Origin of the sequence: Variovorax sp. VNK109 (assembly GCF_049445855.1) — a bacterium.
Classification (GTDB): domain Bacteria; phylum Pseudomonadota; class Gammaproteobacteria; order Burkholderiales; family Burkholderiaceae_C; genus JAGOCV01.
In genome coordinates, this window is sequence record NZ_JBMSDV010000001.1 from 109,670 (window position 1) to 126,526 (window position 16,857).

Below are 16,857 nucleotides of genomic sequence, written 5' to 3' on the forward strand. Positions count from 1 at the left end.
CCATGCGCTCCTGGAGAGTTGATTGAAACTGTTGACGTCTGAGAGTTGACGTTTACGTAAACGTCAGATTCTATGTCGCGATGGCTGCGGCTCTCGCAACAAAAAGAACGATCGTGCTTTTATTGGGATTATAGAGGCGTAGCGCAAGTGTAGGCCTTCGTCCACGCCCGATGCAGGGATGCGACGGAATTCATGCACGTGCGGGGATGAATCTTTAAACATTGTCAAACGCGCTGCGGTCCGGAGAACCAATGGCTACATTGACTCCCCGCCATCCGCATCCACCCGCCGTCAACGTGCACATCACCCTGGACACCGCCGCATTCCTGCGCGCACCATCCGCCTCACCTGCGCAACGTGCGCAACGTGCGCAATACGCGGCTGCGATCGTGCTTTTGTCGTTCGCAGGACTCGCAAGCGCCGGCGGCACGGTCCACATCGTCCAGCGCGGTGACAATCTCTACAGCCTCGCGCGCGACTACCTCGAAAATCCGTCGCAATGGCGTGAACTCCAGACGCTCAACCAGGTGCGGGACCCGCTGCGCCTGACGCCAGGCACGCGCCTCGTCATCCCGGGTGCGCTGATGCGTCCCCAACCGGCGACCGCGCAGGTCCTCCACGTGGCCGGTGCCTCCACGATCGACCACTCGCCAGCGCAAGTGGGTCAGCAGGTTCCGGAGGGCGCGCGAATCGAAGTCGCCGAAGGGGGCTTCGTCACGTTGCGGCTCGCCGACGGCACGGTCGTGCGCCTGCCCTCGGGCACGGCGGTGCAGCTGCGCGAATTGCGCTACGCCGCACCGGCAGGCCAAATCAGGTCCACCATCGAGCTGCAGCGCGGGCGTGTCGACGCGAAAGTCACACCCCTGTCTTCGCCCCGCAGCCGCTTCGAGGTCCGAACGCCCCTTGCGGTGGGTGGCGTCCGCGGCACGACCTTCGGCGTTGCGCTGGACGAGAGCGGCGCCTTCGTGAACGACGTGCAGGAAGGCGCGGTCCAGGTGCACCGATTGCCGGTCCATGGCGGACGCGGCAGCGCGCCCGGCGCGCTGTCTTCCACGTACACCCTCGTACGCGCGGGACAGGGAACGCGCGTCACAGCGCGCCGGCAGGACGCCATCGAGACAACACCGTTGCTGGAAGCGCCGGATCTCTCCGCCCTCCCCGCCGTCGTGGAAGACATCTCGCTCATCGAGTTCGCGCTTCCGGTGCTGCCAGGCGCCGGCGCATGGCAGGTGCGCATCGCCAGCGATGCCGCACTCGAACATGTGGAACGCAACGCGGTCTTCAGGCAGCCGCGCGCCCGCTTTGCCGGGCTCGAAGATGGCGTCTATCGGCTGGCCGTGCGCGCGATGGACGAGCGCGGCATTCCGGGCGGCGAATCGGTTCGCGCTTTCACCGTCAATACGCGACCGCAGGCACCATTGCTGCGCGAGCCGCGCGAAGGCTCCCGCGTCTACGGGCCCGCGGTGGAACTGCTTTGTACCGAGGCCGGCGGGCTCGTCGGCTACCGCTTCCAGATCGCACGTGACGCGCGCTTCACGGACGTGGTGGCGCAATCGGCCGAAGATGCCACGCAGTGCGCCGGCACCTTCAACCTCACCCCCGGCGACTACCACTGGCGCGTGGCAGCCGTGGCGCGCGACGCGCAAGGCGGGCAGGACGTGGGACCCTACAGCCAGTCCATCGGGTTCAGTGTCGCGGCGGTTCCACCGGCACCTGCACGTTCCATCATCGACATGAAAGACCCGGACAAGCTGACGGTGCAATGGAACCCGGGTGCCGGCGGCCCATGGCGTTACCGGTTGCAGATTGCGCGCGACGCGATGTTCACCGATCTCCTGGAGGACCTCCAGCTCCCGGCCCCCGTCCATCAGCGACCGACGCCCTCTGCTGGCACGTATCACCTCCGCGTGCGCCAACTCGACGATTTCGGCATGGAGGGCCCGTGGTCGCCTGTGCAGACACTCGAAGTGCCTGGACGGATCGTGACTTCGGATCAGCGGCCGCTCATGAACTCCGAAGGCCAGCACGTGCACCCCGGCGCACGCTGACAATCACCACGCCGCCAAGCGTCAGCCGGAGGAGGTTTCCTGTGCATGCGCACCCGCTGCGGGCGCTGCCGGTGGCGGCTGTACATGCATCACACGCTGCGGAAATGGGATGTCGATTTTCGCCGTACGCAGGCCATTGAGGATCGCGATGTTGATGTCGGACCGCACATTGGCCTGGCCCTTGCCAGGGTCGGCCACCCAGAAATTCAGTGTGAACTCCAGTCCGTCGGGCGCGAAGTTGGAAAGGAAGGCGACGGGTGCCGGATCCTGCAGCACGCGCGGCTGGGCGGCGGCAGATTCACACAGGATCTGCTGGACCTGCGCCACGGCGCTGTCGTAACCGACAACGATGATGGTCGTGATGTTGAACTTCAGATCGGCACCTGTGAGGTTCTCCACGCGCTGCGTGATCAGGAGTTCGTTGGGCACGATGGATTCGCGCCCGTTGCCTGCGCGGATGAGCGTATAGCGCGTCTTGATGTCAGTGATCCGGCCTTCGAAGTTGTCCACGCGCACGTTGTCGCCGATGCGCAGCGAGCGCTCCAGCAGAATGACAAAGCCGCTCACATAGTTGGCGGCGAGCTTCTGCATGCCGAAGCCCAAGCCCACGCCCGCCGCACCGCCGAAGACGGAAAGCGCCGTCAGGTCCACGCCGACGGCCGACAGAGCGAAGAGCAGGCCCACCAGCAGCAGCACAGCGCGCGTGGCATTCACCGCCACTTTGCGCATCGACAGGTCTTCCACCGCCTCGCGCAGCACGCGCTTCTCGAACGTGGAAGAAATCCACAGGGCCACGACCAGCACCAGCGCCGACGACAGGGTGCCTTCGATGATCGTCCGCAGGCTCACGCTCGACTTGCCGAACGAAAGCTTGATCGAATCGAGCTCGCGCATCACATCGGGCAGCAACCCCACAACCCAGAGGATGGCAGCAATCCATGCCAGCCACGACACCAGCCGCTCGATGAGCCGCACCAGGCCGGAAGTCGGGAAGACCGCCGTCAGCACACGCGCGGAAAAGCGGATGACCACCAGCGAGATCAGGATGGGCACTGCCACCTTGAGCACCACCAGCGGCTGGAAGCGAACCACGACATGTGTTGCCGCATAGGTGAAAGCCAGCGCCAGCACCGGGAACAGCAGTCCGTCGAACACGTTGCGACCGAACCAGACCGAATCCTTCGGCTGGTCGCGACCGATCACGCGGCAGACGCTCCAGGCGAGGGCGACGCACCCGGCCAGAACAGCCAGTTCGATCCAGGTATTGGATTGCTGGAAATCTTCGAGAAGACGCTGGAGCGCGAGTAGTTCCATGAATGTTCAGAGATCGGCCAGAACGCGCACATGGGCTTCCACGCTGCGCGCCAGGGCGTCGAGGTTATAGCCGCCTTCCAGGCAGGAAACGATGCGGCCCTTGCTGAAGCGCCGCGCCACGTCCTTGATGCGCGAGGTGATCCACACATAGTCCTGCTCGGTCAGGCCGAGCTGGCCGAGGTCATCATCTCGGTGCGCGTCGAAGCCAGCGCTGATGAAGATCATCTCGGGCTCGAAGGCTTCCAGCCGTGGAATCCACAGGCTCTCGATCTGTTCCCGGATCGCATCGCCACGCGTATAGGCCGGAACCTGGAAATTCAGCATGTTGGGCGACGGATGCGGCAGCACGATGTTCGGATAGAACGGATGCTGGTAGAAGCCCACCATCAGGATGCGATCGTCACCGCCCAGGATGTTTTCGGTGCCGTTGCCGTGGTGGACGTCGAAGTCCACCACCGCCACACGCGAAAGGCCATGCCGCTCGAGCGCGTGCAGCGCTGCCACGGCCACGTTGTTGAAGAAGCAGAAGCCCATGGCCTGCGCGCGACCGGCATGGTGCCCCGGCGGACGAACGGCACAGAAGGCGTTCTCCATCTCACCCGCCATCACCGCATCGGTGGCAGCGACCGCGGCGCCTGCCGCATGCAAGGCTGCGCTCCATGTGTACGGGTTCAGCGCGGTATCGGGATCGATCTGCACATAGGGGCGACCACCGGCCTGCATGTCCTCGACCAGTTGGTCGCCGAGGCCGCGCAGCGCAGCCACGTGCATGCGGGTGTGGGCCAACTCGAGGTCAGCCACCGACGCACTTGGCGCTTCTCGCTGGTCGAGTGCATCGGCCACACCGGTGAGGAGCAGGCGGTCGTCGATGACATCCAGGCGCTCGGGGCATTCCGGATGCCCCGGTCCCATCTCGTGCCGTCGGCAATCGGGGTGGGAGAAATAACCTGTTCTATTCACAGTCATTGCCAGATGTCTCTGATTTTCGGCTAACGTCGCTGCATCAAGATGTAAACGCCATGGACGCACAAGAAAAACTCAAGGCCCTTCTCAATCAGCTTAACACGGTGATCGTGGGCAAAAAGCCCCAGGTCCAGGACTGCGTGGCATGCCTTCTGGCCGGTGGCCACCTGCTGATCGAGGACGTTCCGGGCGTCGGCAAAACCACCTTGGCGCACGCGCTCTCACGCAGTTTCGGCCTGCAGTTCTCGCGCGTGCAGTTCACCGCCGACCTGATGCCCAGCGACCTGTCGGGCGTGTCGATCTACGAACGCAACCAGCAGGCCTTCGTGTTCCATCCCGGCCCGGTTTTCGCACAGGTGCTGCTGGCCGACGAAATCAACCGTGCCAGCCCCAAGACACAGAGCGCGCTGCTCGAAGCCATGGAAGAAAAGCAGGTCACGGTGGAAGGCGAAACGCGGCCGCTGCCCACGCCCTTCTTCGTCATCGCAACGCAGAACCCCCACGATCAATTGGGCACCTTCGCCCTGCCCGAGTCGCAGCTCGACCGTTTCCTCATGCGCATTTCCATCGGCTACCCGGACCGCGCGGCGGAGCGCGAGTTGCTGGGCGGCGCCGACCGGCGCGACCTGGTCGATTCCCTGCCCGCCGTTGTGACACCCCATGAACTCATGCAGATCCAGCAGCAGGTGCTGCAGATCCATGCCGCCGGGCCGCTGCTCGACTACGTGCAGGACCTGATCTCCGCCACTCGCTCGGGCCAGTGGTTCCTGCAAGGCCTGTCGCCCCGCGCGGGCATCGCCGTGGTGCGTGCAGCCAAGGCGCAGGCGCTCCTCGCCGGTCGTGACTACGTGGCGCCGGACGATGTGCAGTCCGTCCTGCCGCAGACCGTCGCGCACCGCCTCGTGCCGGTGAGCGACGCAGGTCGCGGGCCCGTCGAGCAGGTGCGCGCCATGGTGGAATCGGTTCCCCTGCCCTGACGCGTCGCAGGAACGAGCGCATGGCCCACGCCGCCGCCCTGAAATCTTTGCCAGATGCGTTGCCCAACCCGCTCACGCGGCCGCTCGCGCACGTGCGCGCCCGGTTCCAGCGCTGGTGGCAGGCGCGGCTGCCGCTGTCGGACACCGCCGTGCTGACGCAACGCAACGTCTACATCCTGCCTACCAAGCCGGGGCTGATGCTCGCGTTCACGTTGCTGCTGCTGCTCATCGCCTCCATCAACTACCAGCTCAATCTCGGCTATCTGCTGACCTTCCTGCTGGCCGGCAGCGCGGCCGTCGGCATGCACCTGTGCCACGGCACACTGCGCGGTCTCACGCTGACCCTGCGCCCACCCGATCCATGTTTTGCCGGCGGCAACGCGCCGTTGCAGATCAAGCTGGACAGCACCCGACGACAGACCCGCTACGGCATCGGGCTTGCCGTGCTGGACAGTGGCCACTGGGCCTGGGCCGACGTCCCACCGGAAGGCAGCAGTTCGGTGCAGATCGCGTTCCGCCCGACCCGGCGCGGCCTGCACGCCGTCCCGGTGCTCACGGCGGAGACGCGCTTCCCGCTCGGTACGTTCCGCGTGTGGACCATCTGGCGACCCGCCGCGCAGGTGCTTGTCTACCCGGCAGCGGAAGCCACACCTCCGCCATTGCCGCCGGGTGAACCGCGCGCCGGTGGCGCCACGGCGTCGAGCGTCACCGCGACCACCGGCGAGTTTGACGGCGTGCGCAGCTATCGTCGCGGCGACCCGATGAAGCTCGTGGTCTGGAAGAAGGCGGCGAACGCGTTCGCAACCGGCTCCGGCGAGCTCGTGAGCCGCGACGCCCAACAGGCCCAGCGTCACGAACTCTGGCTCGACTACGCTCAGGCAGGCCTCGCAGACCCCGAGGCGCGCCTCTCGCGCCTGTGCGCGTGGGTGATGATGGCCGACCGCCTCGGCGTGGACTACGGGCTTCGCGTGCCCGGCCTGCAGATCAAGCCCGCCAGTGGCGAAGCGCATCGCCGTCGTTGTCTGGAGGCGCTGGCCCTATGCTGATGCGGCGCCTTGCCACGCTGCCCCGCGACAGCCGCGACACGCTGTTCCTGTTGCTGGTCATCGCGTGGGTCGTGCTGCCGCAGATCGGCAACCTGCCGCTGTGGTGCAGCCTGCTGGCAGGTGGCGTTCTGGTCTGGCGTGGCCTGCTCGCATGGGGCAGCCGCCCGCTCCCGAGTACCTGGTGGGTGGTGGCGCTGCTCGCCGTCACCGTGGCCGCCACGCTGTACACGCACCGTACCCTGCTCGGCCGCGACGCCGGCGTCACGCTCACCGTGGTGCTGCTCGCACTCAAGACACTCGAACTGCGCGCGCGGCGCGATGCCTTCGTCGTGTTCTTCCTGAGCTTCTTCGTGATGCTCACCAATTTCTTCTTCTCGCAGTCACTGCTCACCGCCGCCGCCATGCTCATCGCGCTACTGGGGCTGCTCACTGCGCTGGTCAATGCGCACATGCCGGTCGGCCGGCCCTCGCTGGCGCGCGCCGCGCGCACGGCGGGCTGGATGGCTTTGCTCGGCGCGCCCATCATGGCCGTGCTGTTCGTGCTGTTCCCGCGGTTCGCGCCGCTGTGGGGCGTACCCGGCGACGCGATGGCCGGGCGAAGCGGCCTGTCTTCCACCATGGAGGTGGGCGCGATGGCGAGCCTCGTGCTCGACGATAGCATCGCCCTGCGCATCCGCTTCGACGGACAACCGCCGCGACAGGATTCGCTCTATTTCCGCGGCCCTGTGCTGGGCACCTACGACGGGCGGGAATGGACGGCATCGAACTCCCGCTTCTCGCAGCGATTCCCGATGGCCTCCGAGCTCCAGGTCGCTGGCGAACCTTATCGCTATGAAGTGACGATGGAGCCCAGCCGCAGGCCATGGATCTTCGTGCTGGAGGCCGCAACGCGTGAGCCGCGTGTGCCGGGCTACGAGTCAGCGATGTCGCCGGAACTCCAGTGGACCACCAACCGCGCGGTGACCGACCTCTTGCGCTACCGCGCCGAGAGCTACCCCGACTTCCGTCACGGCCCCACGCGCTTCGCGCCAGGCCTCGCCGCCTATCAGCAATTACCCGACGGCTTCAACCCGCGCACGCGCGAACTGGCCAACGAAATCCGCAACACCGTTGGCCTGACCACGGACAACATGAAGCTGGTGGACGCCGTGCTGCAGCGCCTGCGTACCGGCGGCTACGTCTACACGCTCGAGCCCGGCACGTACGGCCAGCACTCCGCCGACGAATTCTGGTTCGACCGCAAGCAAGGCTTCTGCGAGCACATCGCCTCTGCATTCGTGCTGCTGATGCGCGCCATGGACGTGCCTGCCCGCATCGTGACAGGCTATCAAGGGGGCGAGCTCAACGGCGTCGACGGCTACTGGGTCATCCGCCAGTCGGATGCACATGCGTGGGCCGAGGTGTGGATCAGCGGCCAGGGCTGGGTGCGTGTTGACCCGACCGCCGCGGTCTCACCTTCGCGGATCGGGTCATTCAACCGGCTCACGCCACCGCGCAACGTGTTCGCCACCGCCGTTGATGCCGTAAGCCCCGGCCTGCTGCTGCGCATGCGCGCCTCGTGGGAAGCACTCAACAACGGCTGGAACCAGTGGATCCTGAATTACACGCAGAGCAACCAGCTGAATCTGCTGAAGAACTTCGGCTTCCAGTCGCCCGGCTGGGAAGACCTCGTGTACCTGCTGATCGCCCTGTTGGTCGGCGCAAGCATTGCGGGCGGTGCCTGGGCCTTGTGGGAAAAGCGCCGGCATGACCCGTGGCTGCGCCTCTTGTGGCGGGCGCAGTCGAACCTGCGCAAGGCCGGCCTCAAGGTCGCGCCCACCAGCCCACCGCGGCAACTGGCCCGCATGGCGATCGCGCAGTTCGGCGACGACGCCAGGCCTGCCCACGACTGGCTGCTGCGCCTCGAGGCGCAACGTTATTCAACAATTTCCTCTGCCTCGAAGCACGACAATCGCACCGCGCTCGCTACACTGAGACGCGAGTTCAAACTGATCATCTGGCCCCGGGCCTGATCTTTTTTCCTGATTTCCCTGATGCGATCCATTGCCTCGAAGGCGCCGCGTTGCGTGGCGCTCGGTCTTTCTGCAACTGCCCTCATGGCGGGGCTTCTCGCCGGCCTCGCCGGTTCGCCTGCATTCGGCCAGTCGCAGGCAAAAAAAGCCACGCCGTCCAAGGTCAAGCCCGCCAGCACGGCAACGCGCAACACCGGCGTGCCCTACTCGACGCGTGCCGACGCCATGACCTTCGCCGACGACCTCGCCTCGCGCCGCGACCTCGACCGTGACTGGGTGCGCCAGGCCATCGGCCAGGCCCGCCTGATCCCGTCCATCCCGCGCCTGATGTCGCCGCCGCCCGTGGGCACGCCCAAGAACTGGCGCGTGTACCGCAGCCGTTTCATCGACCCGGTCCGCATTGCGGCCGGCGTGCGCTTCTGGCGCGAGAACGCCGACACACTGGCGCGCGCAGAAGAAGAGTACGGCGTGCCTGCCTCCATCATCGTCGGCATCATCGGTGTGGAGACCATCTACGGCCAGCAGATGGGCAGCTTCCGCGTGATCGACGCGCTGACCACACTGGCTTTCGACTTTCCTTCCGCCCATCCGCGTGCACGTGAACGCAGCGAATTCTTCCGCAGCGAACTCGAGCAGTTCCTCAGCCTGCAAAGCCGCACCGGCAACGACCCGATGAAACCTCTGGGCAGCTACGCCGGCGCCATGGGCATGCCGCAGTTCATGCCCAGCAGCTGGGTGCGTTATGCGGTGGACTTCGACGGCGACGGCACCATCGACCTGCGCGGCAGCCCTGCCGACGTCATCGGTTCGGTGGCGAGTTACTTCAAGGCGTTCAACTGGCAGACCGGCATGCCCACGCACTACCCCGTGCGCTTCGACACATCGCGTCTGGACATGGAAACACTCATGGCACCCGACATCCTGCCGACCTTCAGCGCGGAAGGCTTCGTCGCCAAGGGCGCAGTGATCGAGGGCGATGCACTCAGGCACACCGGCAAGTTCGCGCTGATCGAACTGCAGAACGGCGGCGATGCACCGAGCTACGTGGCCGGCACCGAAAACTTCTACGTGATCACGCGCTACAACTGGAGCAGCTACTACGCGATGGCGGTCATCGAACTCGGCCGCGAAGTGGCCGAGGCCATGCAGCGCTGAGCCTGCGTCAGCGGCCTGTCAGCGACCGCAAGGCCCTCGTCAGGCACTGACAGAGGGTTTTCCCTAGACTCGCGGGTCGCTTTGCCATGAACATCCTGAATACGACAGCAGGCGCCAATGCGCCGCCGGCATCTTCGCCTGCACCCGCGCGCCCGCTCACACGCGACGACTACAAGACCCTGGCCCTCTCCGCACTGGGCGGCACGCTCGAGTTCTACGACTTCGTCATCTACGTCTTCTTCGCTGCCGTATTGGGCGCGCTGTTCTTCCCGACCGACATGCCCGACTGGCTGCGCCTGCTGCAGACCTTCGGCATCTTCGCGGCAGGCTACCTGGCCCGTCCGGTGGGCGGCATCATCATTGCGCACTTCGGCGACAAGCTCGGCCGCAAGCGCATGTTCTCGCTGTCCATCTTCCTGATGGCCGCGCCCACGCTCATCATCGGCCTGCTGCCCACCTACGCTGCCATCGGCGTGGCTGCACCGCTGCTGCTGCTGGCCATGCGCGTGCTGCAGGGCGCTGCCATCGGCGGTGAAATGCCGGGTGCGTGGGTGTTCGTCGCCGAGCACGTGCCCAGGCATCGCTACGGCCTGGGTGTCGGCACGCTGACGGCCGGCATCACCGGCGGCATCCTGCTGGGTTCGCTGGTGGCCGTGTTCATCAACACGCATTTCACGCCCGAAGAAATCCTGGGTGGCACGTGGCGTTACCCGTTCATCCTGGGTGGCGTGTTCGGTCTGGTGTCGGTGTACCTGCGCCGCTTCCTGCAGGAGACCCCGGTGTTCAAGGAGCTCGCCGAGCGCCGCACGGTCGCGGCTGAACTTCCGCTCAAGACCATCCTGCGCGAGCATCGCGGCGCAAGCGTGGTGGTGGGCCTGATGACATGGGTGCTGTCGGCCGCCATCGTGGTCGTCGTGCTGTACACGCCGACGTACCTGCAGAAGGTGCATCACATCCCCGCAGCGATCGCACTCGAAGCGAATGCGCTCGCCACGCTGATGCTCACCATCGGCTGCGTGATCGTCGGCTGGGCGACGGACCGCATCGGCACGCGCGCAGTGATGATCATCGGCTGGGGCGGCCTGATCGTCACCAGCTACCTGTTCTACAGCGGCTTGCCGGGGACGACGACGTCGCTGTTCATGTACTACGGCCTCGTCGGCCTCTTCGTCGGCTCCATCGCCACGACGCCGATCGTCGGCGTTCGCGCCTTCCCGCCGGCCGTGCGCTTCACCGGCCTCTCATTCGCGTACAACATGTCGTACGCCATCTTCGGCGGCCTGACGCCGGTGATCATCACGCTGTGGGTGCAGAAGGACCCGATGGCGCCCGGACACTACGTTGCTGCGCTGGCGCTGCTGGGGCTGGTGCTGGGCCTGCTGCCGTTCTCTTCGCGTGGCTGGCAGCCGACTACAGAGCGTCGCTGAGCTTTCGCGGCATCGACGGCGCCCGGTCAGCGCGACCGGGTTACATTCAGTTCGTCAACAAGGAGCGACCATGGCCAAAGGCGATCAACGCAGCAACAAGATGGCGAAGAAGCCGAAGAAGAACACCAGCCCGCCGCAGGAGTCATCGAGCACCTCGACCCGACCGATACCACCAACCACGACCGTCATGCCCAAGGGCAAACTGAAGAACAAGTGAGCGGCGGCCCGGGCAATCGCGTGCAACGGCCCGTTTTTCCATTCTTTGGCGCGGTCATCTTTGTGATGTTTCGGTATGTCTTGGGCCTACCGAGATCGCGGCAATGGTGCCGTATTGCAAGCCGACGAAGCGCTCAGCTCCAAGTTGAAGTGTGGAGCCAGCAATCAGCGAGGCCCATACGTACGTGATGTAGCGCCCCCTTTCATCCCTGCGGAGTCGTTTACGGCGGCCTCTCAGGCAGCACCACCCATCCAGCCCAGTGCTTGCTGAATAGACTCACGCCACAGCCAAAAAAAGCAACGAGGAGCAGCGGTTGACATCCATACACCAACTGACAGCAGGCGATACGCATTGCATCATCCGCACGGACATGGGTGCGTGCATTGCAGGTCTCTGGCACGCGGGCCATGCGGTGCTGCGTTCGCCTCCACCGGAATCGCTCGCGACCTCGCGGCAGTCGGGTTGCTATCCGTTGGTGCCGTATTCCAATCGCATCGGCAACGCCGTGCTGCACTGGCAAGATGAAGAGCATCGCCTGTCCGCGAACAATCCGCCCGAGCCGCACGCCATTCACGGCGTCGGTTGGCAGCGCGCGTGGGACATCGTGGATTCATCGCCCGCGCATCTCACGCTCTCGCACACCCATCGTGGTGACCCAAGCTGGCCGTTCGCGTACCGCGCCGAACAACGCTTCGGTCTGGCTGACGGCAAGCTCGAAGTGCAGATGACACTCACCAGCGACGACAGTCGCCCTGCCCCAGCCGGTCTCGGCTGGCATCCCTATTTCATCAAGCGACCTGGCAGCCACTTGCGCTTCGCTGCATCAGGTCGCTGGGAGATGGGTGCAGACAAGCTGCCGACGCAGCGCAGGAACGTGACCGGCATCGATGCCCGGTGCGCGTCGCTCGATGTCGATCACTGCTTCGACGGCTGGCCCGGTGAAGCGGTGCTGGGCGACGAGGTGCTGGTCACACGCATCCGCAGCGACCTGTCACGCCTCGTCGTCTTCACCAATGACACGCGGGACTTCATTGCGATCGAACCGGTGAGTCATGTCAACAACGCGTTCGACAAGGCGAACGCCGATGAGCTCGGCGTTCGCACACTGGCGGCTGGTGGATCAATTCAGGCGCACATGACGCTGCTGATGTCGCTCACCTCACCGACATGAACAAGCCCGGCAGCCAGGTCGAGAACGCCGGCACAAAGGTGCACAGCCCCAACGCAAAGATCAGCGCGCCGTAGAACGGCCAGATCGTCCGCATCACCGTCCCGACCGACACGCCACCGATCGCACAGCCGACGAACTGCGTCGTGCCCACCGGCGGTGTATTGAGACCGAGCGCGCAGTTGATCAGGATCACCACGCCGAACTGCACCGAGGTCATGCCGTACTGCTGCGCGATCGGCAGGAAAATCGGTGTGCAGAGCAGGATGGTCGCCGCCATGTCCAGGAACGTGCCGAGCACGAACAGGATGACGTTGATGAGCAGGAAGATCATCCACGGCGTCGTCGTGATCTGCGAGAGCATCTTGCCGGTGAGTTCGGCGACGCCGTAGAGGCTGATGAGATAGCCGAAGGTGCTCGAGATGCCGATGAGCAGCAGGATCACCCCTGTCGTGCGCACCGCCTTCGCCGCCGCCTTGATGAAGTGCTCCCACTTGAGCGTGCGATACACGAACACCGTGAGCGCCAGCGCATAGAGCACGGCCACCGCCGCAGACTCCGTCGCCGTGAACACGCCCGACAGGATGCCGCCGAGGATCAGCACCACCACGAACAGGCCCGGCAGCGCCGCCGCGAACGAACGCGCCACAATTTCCCAGCCCGGGAAGCTGCCGGCCGGATAGCCGCGCTTGACCGCCACGAGATAAGCGGCCGCAAGATTGCTGATGGTCAGCACCGCTGCAGGCACCAGACAAGCCAGGATCAACGCGGCAATGGACACCTTGCCGCCCGCAGCGAGCGAATAGATGATGATGTTGTGGCTGGTGGGCATGAGCGCACCGACCAGTGCCGCGTGCGTGGTCACGTTGACCGCGTAGTCGGCGTGGTAACCCTCCTTCTTCATCATCGGGATCATCACCGCGCCCATGGCCGACACGTCGGCCACCGGCGAGCCGGACACGCCGCCGAACAGCGTGCAGGCCACCACGTTGGACATGCCGAGGCCACCACGCACATGCCCGACGAGATTGCGCGCGAAGTTGACGATGCGGTCGGCAATGCCGCCGTAGAGCATGAGCTCACCGGCAAAAATGAAGAACGGAATCGCAAGAAACGAGAAGATGCTCATGCCCGAGGTCATCTGCTGGAAGCCCACCGCGAGGGGCAGGCCTTCGTAGAGCAGCGTGGCCAGGGCCGAGAGGCCGATGGCGAAAGCCACAGGCACACCGAGTACGAGGAACCCGACGAAACTGAGTGAGAGAACGAGAAGAGGAACGGTCATGACCAGCTCGGTTCGACGTCCTGGCCCTTGGCCAGGGCGATGATGTGTTCGACGGAGAACATCACGATCAGCACGCCACTGACGGCGGCCGGGACGTACTTCCATCCTTCGGAAATCCAGAGGGTCGGCAGCCGGTAGCTCCAGACCGACAGCGCGAGCGACGCGCAGTTCCAGGCCATGGCGGCGCCAAACGCGAGGATGCACAGATGGATGAGGTATTCCATCTTCAGGCGCAACTTCTCCGGCGCGAGGACGAGGAACGATTCGAGGCCGATGTGCCCCGCGTCACGCACGCCCACGGCGGTGCCGAGCATGGTGACGTAGAGCACGATCAGCAGCGCGAGGCTCTCGGCCCAGGTCGGCGTGTTGTTCAGGACATAGCGACCGAACACCTGCCAGCTCACCGCGCAGATGAGCGCGATGATGCCGGCAATGCCCAGCCACATGCAGGCCCTGGCGAGCCTGCGGCAGATGCGTGTGTACATGGATGGACTGGACGCGTGGCCTTACTTGGTGTCCTGGATGCGGCGCACCAGGTCCTTGAGCTTGGCGTCGGTGATGAACTTGTCATACACCGGCTTCATCGCGTTCTGGAAGGAAGCCTTGTCGACCTGGATGATCTCGGCACCGCCGGACTTCACCATCGCGAGCGACTTCTCTTCACGTTCGTCCCACAGCTTGCGCATGAAGGGCACCGACTCCTTCGCAGCCTGGCGGATCGCCTTCTGGTCGTCGGCCGACAGCGTGTCCCAGGTGCGCTTGGAGAACAGCAGCATCTCGGGTGCCATGGAGTGGTCGGTCACCGAGTAGTACTTGGCGACTTCGAAGTGACGCGAGCTCTCGTACGACGGGTAGTTGTTCTCGGCACCGTCGACCAGGCCGGTCTTGAGCGCGGTGTAGACCTCACCGAACGGCATCGGCGTGGCGTTGGCACCCATGGCTTCGAGCAGGGAGACCCACAGGTCGGACTGCTGCACGCGGATCTTCATGCCCTTGGCATCGGCCAGCGTGCGCACCGGCTTCTTGGCGGTATAGATCGAACGCGCGCCGCTGTCGTAGTAGGCCAGGCCGATGAAGCCCTGCGGCGCGCACGACGCGAGGATTTCCTCGCCGATCGGGCCGTCCAGCACCTTGCGCATGTGGTCCTTGCTGCGGAACAGGAAGGGCATGGTAGGCACCTGCGTCTCGGCGCAGATGTTATTCATCGGCGCGATGTTCACGCGCGTCATGGCGAGCGCGCCGATCTTCGTCTGCTCGATGGTGTCCTTCTCGTTGCCCAGCGCGCTGTTGTTGAATACGCGGATCGAGTGCTTGCCGTTGGTGAGCACCTTCAGGCGTTCGCCCATGAACTTCACCGCGTCGACGGTCGGGTAACCGTCGGGGTGGATGTCCGACGAGCGGAATTCCATGGCCTGCGCGCCGACGGCGAACATGACGGCCAGGCCGATCAGGCTGCGGCGCAGGGTCTGCTTGAGTTTCATTTGTCTTCCTCTTTCGTTGGTGGTGAATGGTTTTCTAGAGAACGGCTTCCGGCTCGGGCACACCCTGTGCACCGGGCCGCAATGCGAAGACGCCGCCTGCAAGCGGCTGGTCCGACAGATCGATGTTGTCGGGCCGGATGGAGGTGACATAAAGCGTGTCGAGGTTCGCACCGCCGAACGCACACATGGCGGGCTTCTTCACCGGCACGGCGAGCGAGCGGTCGAGCTTGCCGTCGGGTGTGAAGCGGTGCACCAGACCCGCGTCGTTGCCGCAAATCCAGTAACAGCCGTCGGTGTCGATGGCCGCGCCGTCGGGGCGTCCGGGCAGCGGCTGCATGTCGGCGAAGAGGCGTCGATGGGTGGGCATGCCCGTGTCGGTGTCGTAGTCGAACGCCCAGACCTTCTGCACGACCGGATGCGAGTCCGACAGGTACATCGTCCGCCCGTCGGGGCTGAACGCAAGGCCGTTGGGCACGATGAAGTCGTCGAACTGCGCGGCGACGGGCGATGACGACGCACCGTCGAAGCGGTACACGCGCCCTACCCTGTGCGCGCCCGCCATGTCCAGTGCCATCGTGCCGGCCCAGAAGCGGCCTTGCCGGTCGCAGCGGCCGTCGTTGAAGCGCATCGGTGTCATGGCGTGCGCGACGGGTGCAATCAAGGTCGTAGAAAGCGTGCCATCGGCTTGTGGCGCCAAGGTGAACACACCCGTCTCCAACCCGGCGATCCACTCGTTCGTCGCGCTCCGCCGCCGCGCAATGCACGCGATCATCTGCGGCGCCTCCCAGCATTGGGCCTTACCACCGGGCTGCCACCGGTACAGCCGGCGCCACGGGATGTCCACCCAGTACAGCGCCTGCTCGCGCGCGTCCCACACCGGGCTTTCACCGGTGCCATTGCGTACGTCGAGAACGAGTTCGGCTTGCGGCTGGCTCATATCGCCCCAGCTTCAGAAAGGGCCTTGGGCCGTGAAGGCGCCGCCCTGGTAGATCGCATTGGGATCGGTGGGCGCCACGGGTGGCTGCGCCTCTACCTTGTCGCGGAACACCTCGGACGTGTCCTGCGGCACGAAGCCCAGGTGCGCCGCACCCGAGTTGTCCCACCACACATCGCGGTTGGCCGACGCGCCATACACCACGGTGTGGCCCACATGCGGCGTGAAGAGCGACTTCTCCACCAGCGTCGTGAGGTCGCGATAGCTCAGCCACGTGCTCATCATGCGGCGGTTCACCGGCTCGGGAAACGACGAGCCGATGCGGATGCTCACCGTCTCGATGCCCCAGCGGTCGAAGTAGAACTGCGCGACGTCTTCGCCGAAGGATTTGGAGAGGCCGTAGTACCCGTCGGGCCGGCGCTTCGCGCTGTCGTCGATGCGCTCTGTCTGCTTGTAGAAGCCGATGACGTGGTTGGAGCTGGCGAACACCACGCGCTTCACGCCGTGGCGGCGCGCGCCTTCGTAGAGGTGGAAGATGCCCTTGATGTTGGCTTCGAGGATCTGCTCGAACGGCCGCTCCACGGAAATGCCGCCCAGATGCACGATGGCGTCGCAGCCTTCGACGAGCCGGTCCACTGCGGCCTTGTCGGCGAGGTCGCAGACGACCAGCTCCTCGTGGCCCTGCGCGGGTTGCATGTCGGCAATGTCGGAAACGCGCAGGGTACGCGCCATCGGTGCCAGCCGCTCCCGCAACACCTTGCCCAGCCCGCCAGCCGCCCCCGTGAGCAGCAGCCGGTTCATTCGTTGTTCGTTGCTCATGTCTCTTTGTCGCG

General features: G+C 65.2%; 15 protein-coding genes. 8 read left to right on the top strand and 7 right to left on the bottom strand.

Annotated features, from left to right (window positions below; translation table 11 throughout):
• Positions 1-251 precede the first annotated feature (251 nt).
• Positions 252-2,048 carry a FecR domain-containing protein gene (locus ACO2Q9_RS00505; protein ID WP_423307210.1) on the top strand — a complete coding sequence of 599 codons (1,797 nt, stop codon included), beginning with the start codon at positions 252-254 and terminating at the stop codon, positions 2,046-2,048.
• A gap of 21 nt (positions 2,049-2,069) precedes the next feature.
• Here ACO2Q9_RS00505 and ACO2Q9_RS00510 read toward each other — a convergent pair whose 3' ends face one another.
• Together ACO2Q9_RS00510 and ACO2Q9_RS00515 are read right to left on the bottom strand one after the other, a co-directional pair.
• A complete protein-coding gene (locus ACO2Q9_RS00510; protein ID WP_423307212.1) occupies positions 2,070-3,362 on the bottom strand; it encodes a mechanosensitive ion channel family protein in 1,293 nt (430 codons plus the stop codon).
• A gap of 6 nt (positions 3,363-3,368) precedes the next feature.
• A complete protein-coding gene (locus ACO2Q9_RS00515) occupies positions 3,369-4,328 on the bottom strand; it encodes a histone deacetylase family protein (protein ID WP_423307214.1) in 960 nt (319 codons plus the stop codon).
• A gap of 53 nt (positions 4,329-4,381) precedes the next feature.
• On the opposite strand from ACO2Q9_RS00515, the gene ACO2Q9_RS00520 reads away from it, so the two are divergent.
• The 7 genes from ACO2Q9_RS00520 (at position 4,382) to ACO2Q9_RS00550 (ending at position 12,330) form a co-directional block, all read left to right on the top strand.
• The gene (locus ACO2Q9_RS00520) at positions 4,382-5,302 is read left to right on the top strand and encodes an AAA family ATPase (RefSeq protein WP_423307216.1); all 921 of its coding nucleotides are present in this window, start codon (positions 4,382-4,384) and stop codon (positions 5,300-5,302) included.
• A gap of 20 nt (positions 5,303-5,322) precedes the next feature.
• Positions 5,323-6,348 carry a DUF58 domain-containing protein gene (locus ACO2Q9_RS00525; RefSeq protein WP_423307218.1) on the top strand — a complete coding sequence of 342 codons (1,026 nt, stop codon included), beginning with the start codon at positions 5,323-5,325 and terminating at the stop codon, positions 6,346-6,348.
• Entirely contained in the window at positions 6,342-8,360 is a 2,019-nt protein-coding gene (locus ACO2Q9_RS00530; RefSeq protein ID WP_423307220.1) for a transglutaminaseTgpA domain-containing protein, read from the top strand. Before ACO2Q9_RS00525 ends, ACO2Q9_RS00530 begins: the two co-directional genes overlap by 7 nt.
• Before the next feature lie 21 nt (positions 8,361-8,381).
• Positions 8,382-9,515, top strand: a complete 1,134-nt coding sequence (gene mltB / locus ACO2Q9_RS00535) for a lytic murein transglycosylase B (RefSeq protein ID WP_423307222.1) — start codon at positions 8,382-8,384, stop codon at positions 9,513-9,515.
• An 86-nt stretch (positions 9,516-9,601) separates the two neighbouring features.
• Entirely contained in the window at positions 9,602-10,942 is a 1,341-nt protein-coding gene (locus tag ACO2Q9_RS00540) for an MFS transporter (RefSeq protein ID WP_423307224.1), read from the top strand.
• A gap of 70 nt (positions 10,943-11,012) precedes the next feature.
• Positions 11,013-11,159 (top strand): hypothetical protein, encoded by a 147-nt coding sequence (locus ACO2Q9_RS00545; RefSeq protein ID WP_423307226.1) that lies wholly within the window; start codon positions 11,013-11,015, stop codon positions 11,157-11,159.
• 313 nt (positions 11,160-11,472) lie between these two features.
• Positions 11,473-12,330, top strand: coding sequence for an aldose 1-epimerase (locus ACO2Q9_RS00550; RefSeq protein ID WP_423307228.1), 858 nt, complete (start codon positions 11,473-11,475; stop codon positions 12,328-12,330).
• Here the strand turns inward: ACO2Q9_RS00550 and ACO2Q9_RS00555 are convergent.
• From ACO2Q9_RS00555 to ACO2Q9_RS00575, 5 genes are read right to left on the bottom strand one after another with little or no spacing between them, the layout of a single operon-like run.
• Positions 12,314-13,609: a TRAP transporter large permease gene (locus ACO2Q9_RS00555; RefSeq protein WP_423307230.1), complete on the bottom strand. Its 1,296-nt coding sequence runs from the start codon at positions 13,607-13,609 to the stop codon at positions 12,314-12,316. The genes ACO2Q9_RS00550 and ACO2Q9_RS00555 overlap by 17 nt on opposite strands.
• On the bottom strand, positions 13,606-14,094 hold the full coding sequence (locus ACO2Q9_RS00560; RefSeq protein ID WP_423307231.1) for a TRAP transporter small permease: 489 nt from the start codon (positions 14,092-14,094) through the stop codon (positions 13,606-13,608). The genes ACO2Q9_RS00555 and ACO2Q9_RS00560 overlap by 4 nt, the downstream gene beginning before the upstream one ends.
• A gap of 21 nt (positions 14,095-14,115) precedes the next feature.
• Positions 14,116-15,090 (bottom strand): TRAP transporter substrate-binding protein, encoded by a 975-nt coding sequence (locus ACO2Q9_RS00565; RefSeq protein ID WP_423307233.1) that lies wholly within the window; start codon positions 15,088-15,090, stop codon positions 14,116-14,118.
• A gap of 34 nt (positions 15,091-15,124) precedes the next feature.
• Positions 15,125-16,027 carry an SMP-30/gluconolactonase/LRE family protein gene (locus tag ACO2Q9_RS00570; protein WP_423307235.1) on the bottom strand — a complete coding sequence of 301 codons (903 nt, stop codon included), beginning with the start codon at positions 16,025-16,027 and terminating at the stop codon, positions 15,125-15,127.
• A 12-nt stretch (positions 16,028-16,039) separates the two neighbouring features.
• Positions 16,040-16,843: an NAD-dependent epimerase/dehydratase family protein gene (locus tag ACO2Q9_RS00575; RefSeq protein ID WP_423307237.1), complete on the bottom strand. Its 804-nt coding sequence runs from the start codon at positions 16,841-16,843 to the stop codon at positions 16,040-16,042.
• Positions 16,844-16,857: the final 14 nt, after the last annotated feature.

What these genes read in the sequence shown, in the direction of transcription:
- ACO2Q9_RS00540 (WP_423307224.1), top strand. Translation starts at nt 9,602, where the DNA reads ATGAACATCCTGAATACGACAGCAGGCGCCAATGCGCCGCCGGCATCT.
- ACO2Q9_RS00530 (WP_423307220.1), top strand. Translation starts at nt 6,342, where the DNA reads ATGCTGATGCGGCGCCTTGCCACGCTGCCCCGCGACAGCCGCGACACG.
- ACO2Q9_RS00505 (WP_423307210.1), top strand. Translation starts at nt 252, where the DNA reads ATGGCTACATTGACTCCCCGCCATCCGCATCCACCCGCCGTCAACGTG.
- ACO2Q9_RS00565 (WP_423307233.1), bottom strand. Translation starts at nt 15,090, where the DNA reads ATGAAACTCAAGCAGACCCTGCGCCGCAGCCTGATCGGCCTGGCCGTC.
- ACO2Q9_RS00515 (WP_423307214.1), bottom strand. Translation starts at nt 4,328, where the DNA reads ATGACTGTGAATAGAACAGGTTATTTCTCCCACCCCGATTGCCGACGG.
- ACO2Q9_RS00575 (WP_423307237.1), bottom strand. Translation starts at nt 16,843, where the DNA reads ATGAGCAACGAACAACGAATGAACCGGCTGCTGCTCACGGGGGCGGCT.
- ACO2Q9_RS00525 (WP_423307218.1), top strand. Translation starts at nt 5,323, where the DNA reads ATGGCCCACGCCGCCGCCCTGAAATCTTTGCCAGATGCGTTGCCCAAC.
- ACO2Q9_RS00510 (WP_423307212.1), bottom strand. Translation starts at nt 3,362, where the DNA reads ATGGAACTACTCGCGCTCCAGCGTCTTCTCGAAGATTTCCAGCAATCC.
- mltB (WP_423307222.1), top strand. Translation starts at nt 8,382, where the DNA reads ATGCGATCCATTGCCTCGAAGGCGCCGCGTTGCGTGGCGCTCGGTCTT.
- ACO2Q9_RS00520 (WP_423307216.1), top strand. Translation starts at nt 4,382, where the DNA reads ATGGACGCACAAGAAAAACTCAAGGCCCTTCTCAATCAGCTTAACACG.
- ACO2Q9_RS00560 (WP_423307231.1), bottom strand. Translation starts at nt 14,094, where the DNA reads ATGTACACACGCATCTGCCGCAGGCTCGCCAGGGCCTGCATGTGGCTG.
- ACO2Q9_RS00555 (WP_423307230.1), bottom strand. Translation starts at nt 13,609, where the DNA reads ATGACCGTTCCTCTTCTCGTTCTCTCACTCAGTTTCGTCGGGTTCCTC.
- ACO2Q9_RS00570 (WP_423307235.1), bottom strand. Translation starts at nt 16,027, where the DNA reads ATGAGCCAGCCGCAAGCCGAACTCGTTCTCGACGTACGCAATGGCACC.
- ACO2Q9_RS00545 (WP_423307226.1), top strand. Translation starts at nt 11,013, where the DNA reads ATGGCCAAAGGCGATCAACGCAGCAACAAGATGGCGAAGAAGCCGAAG.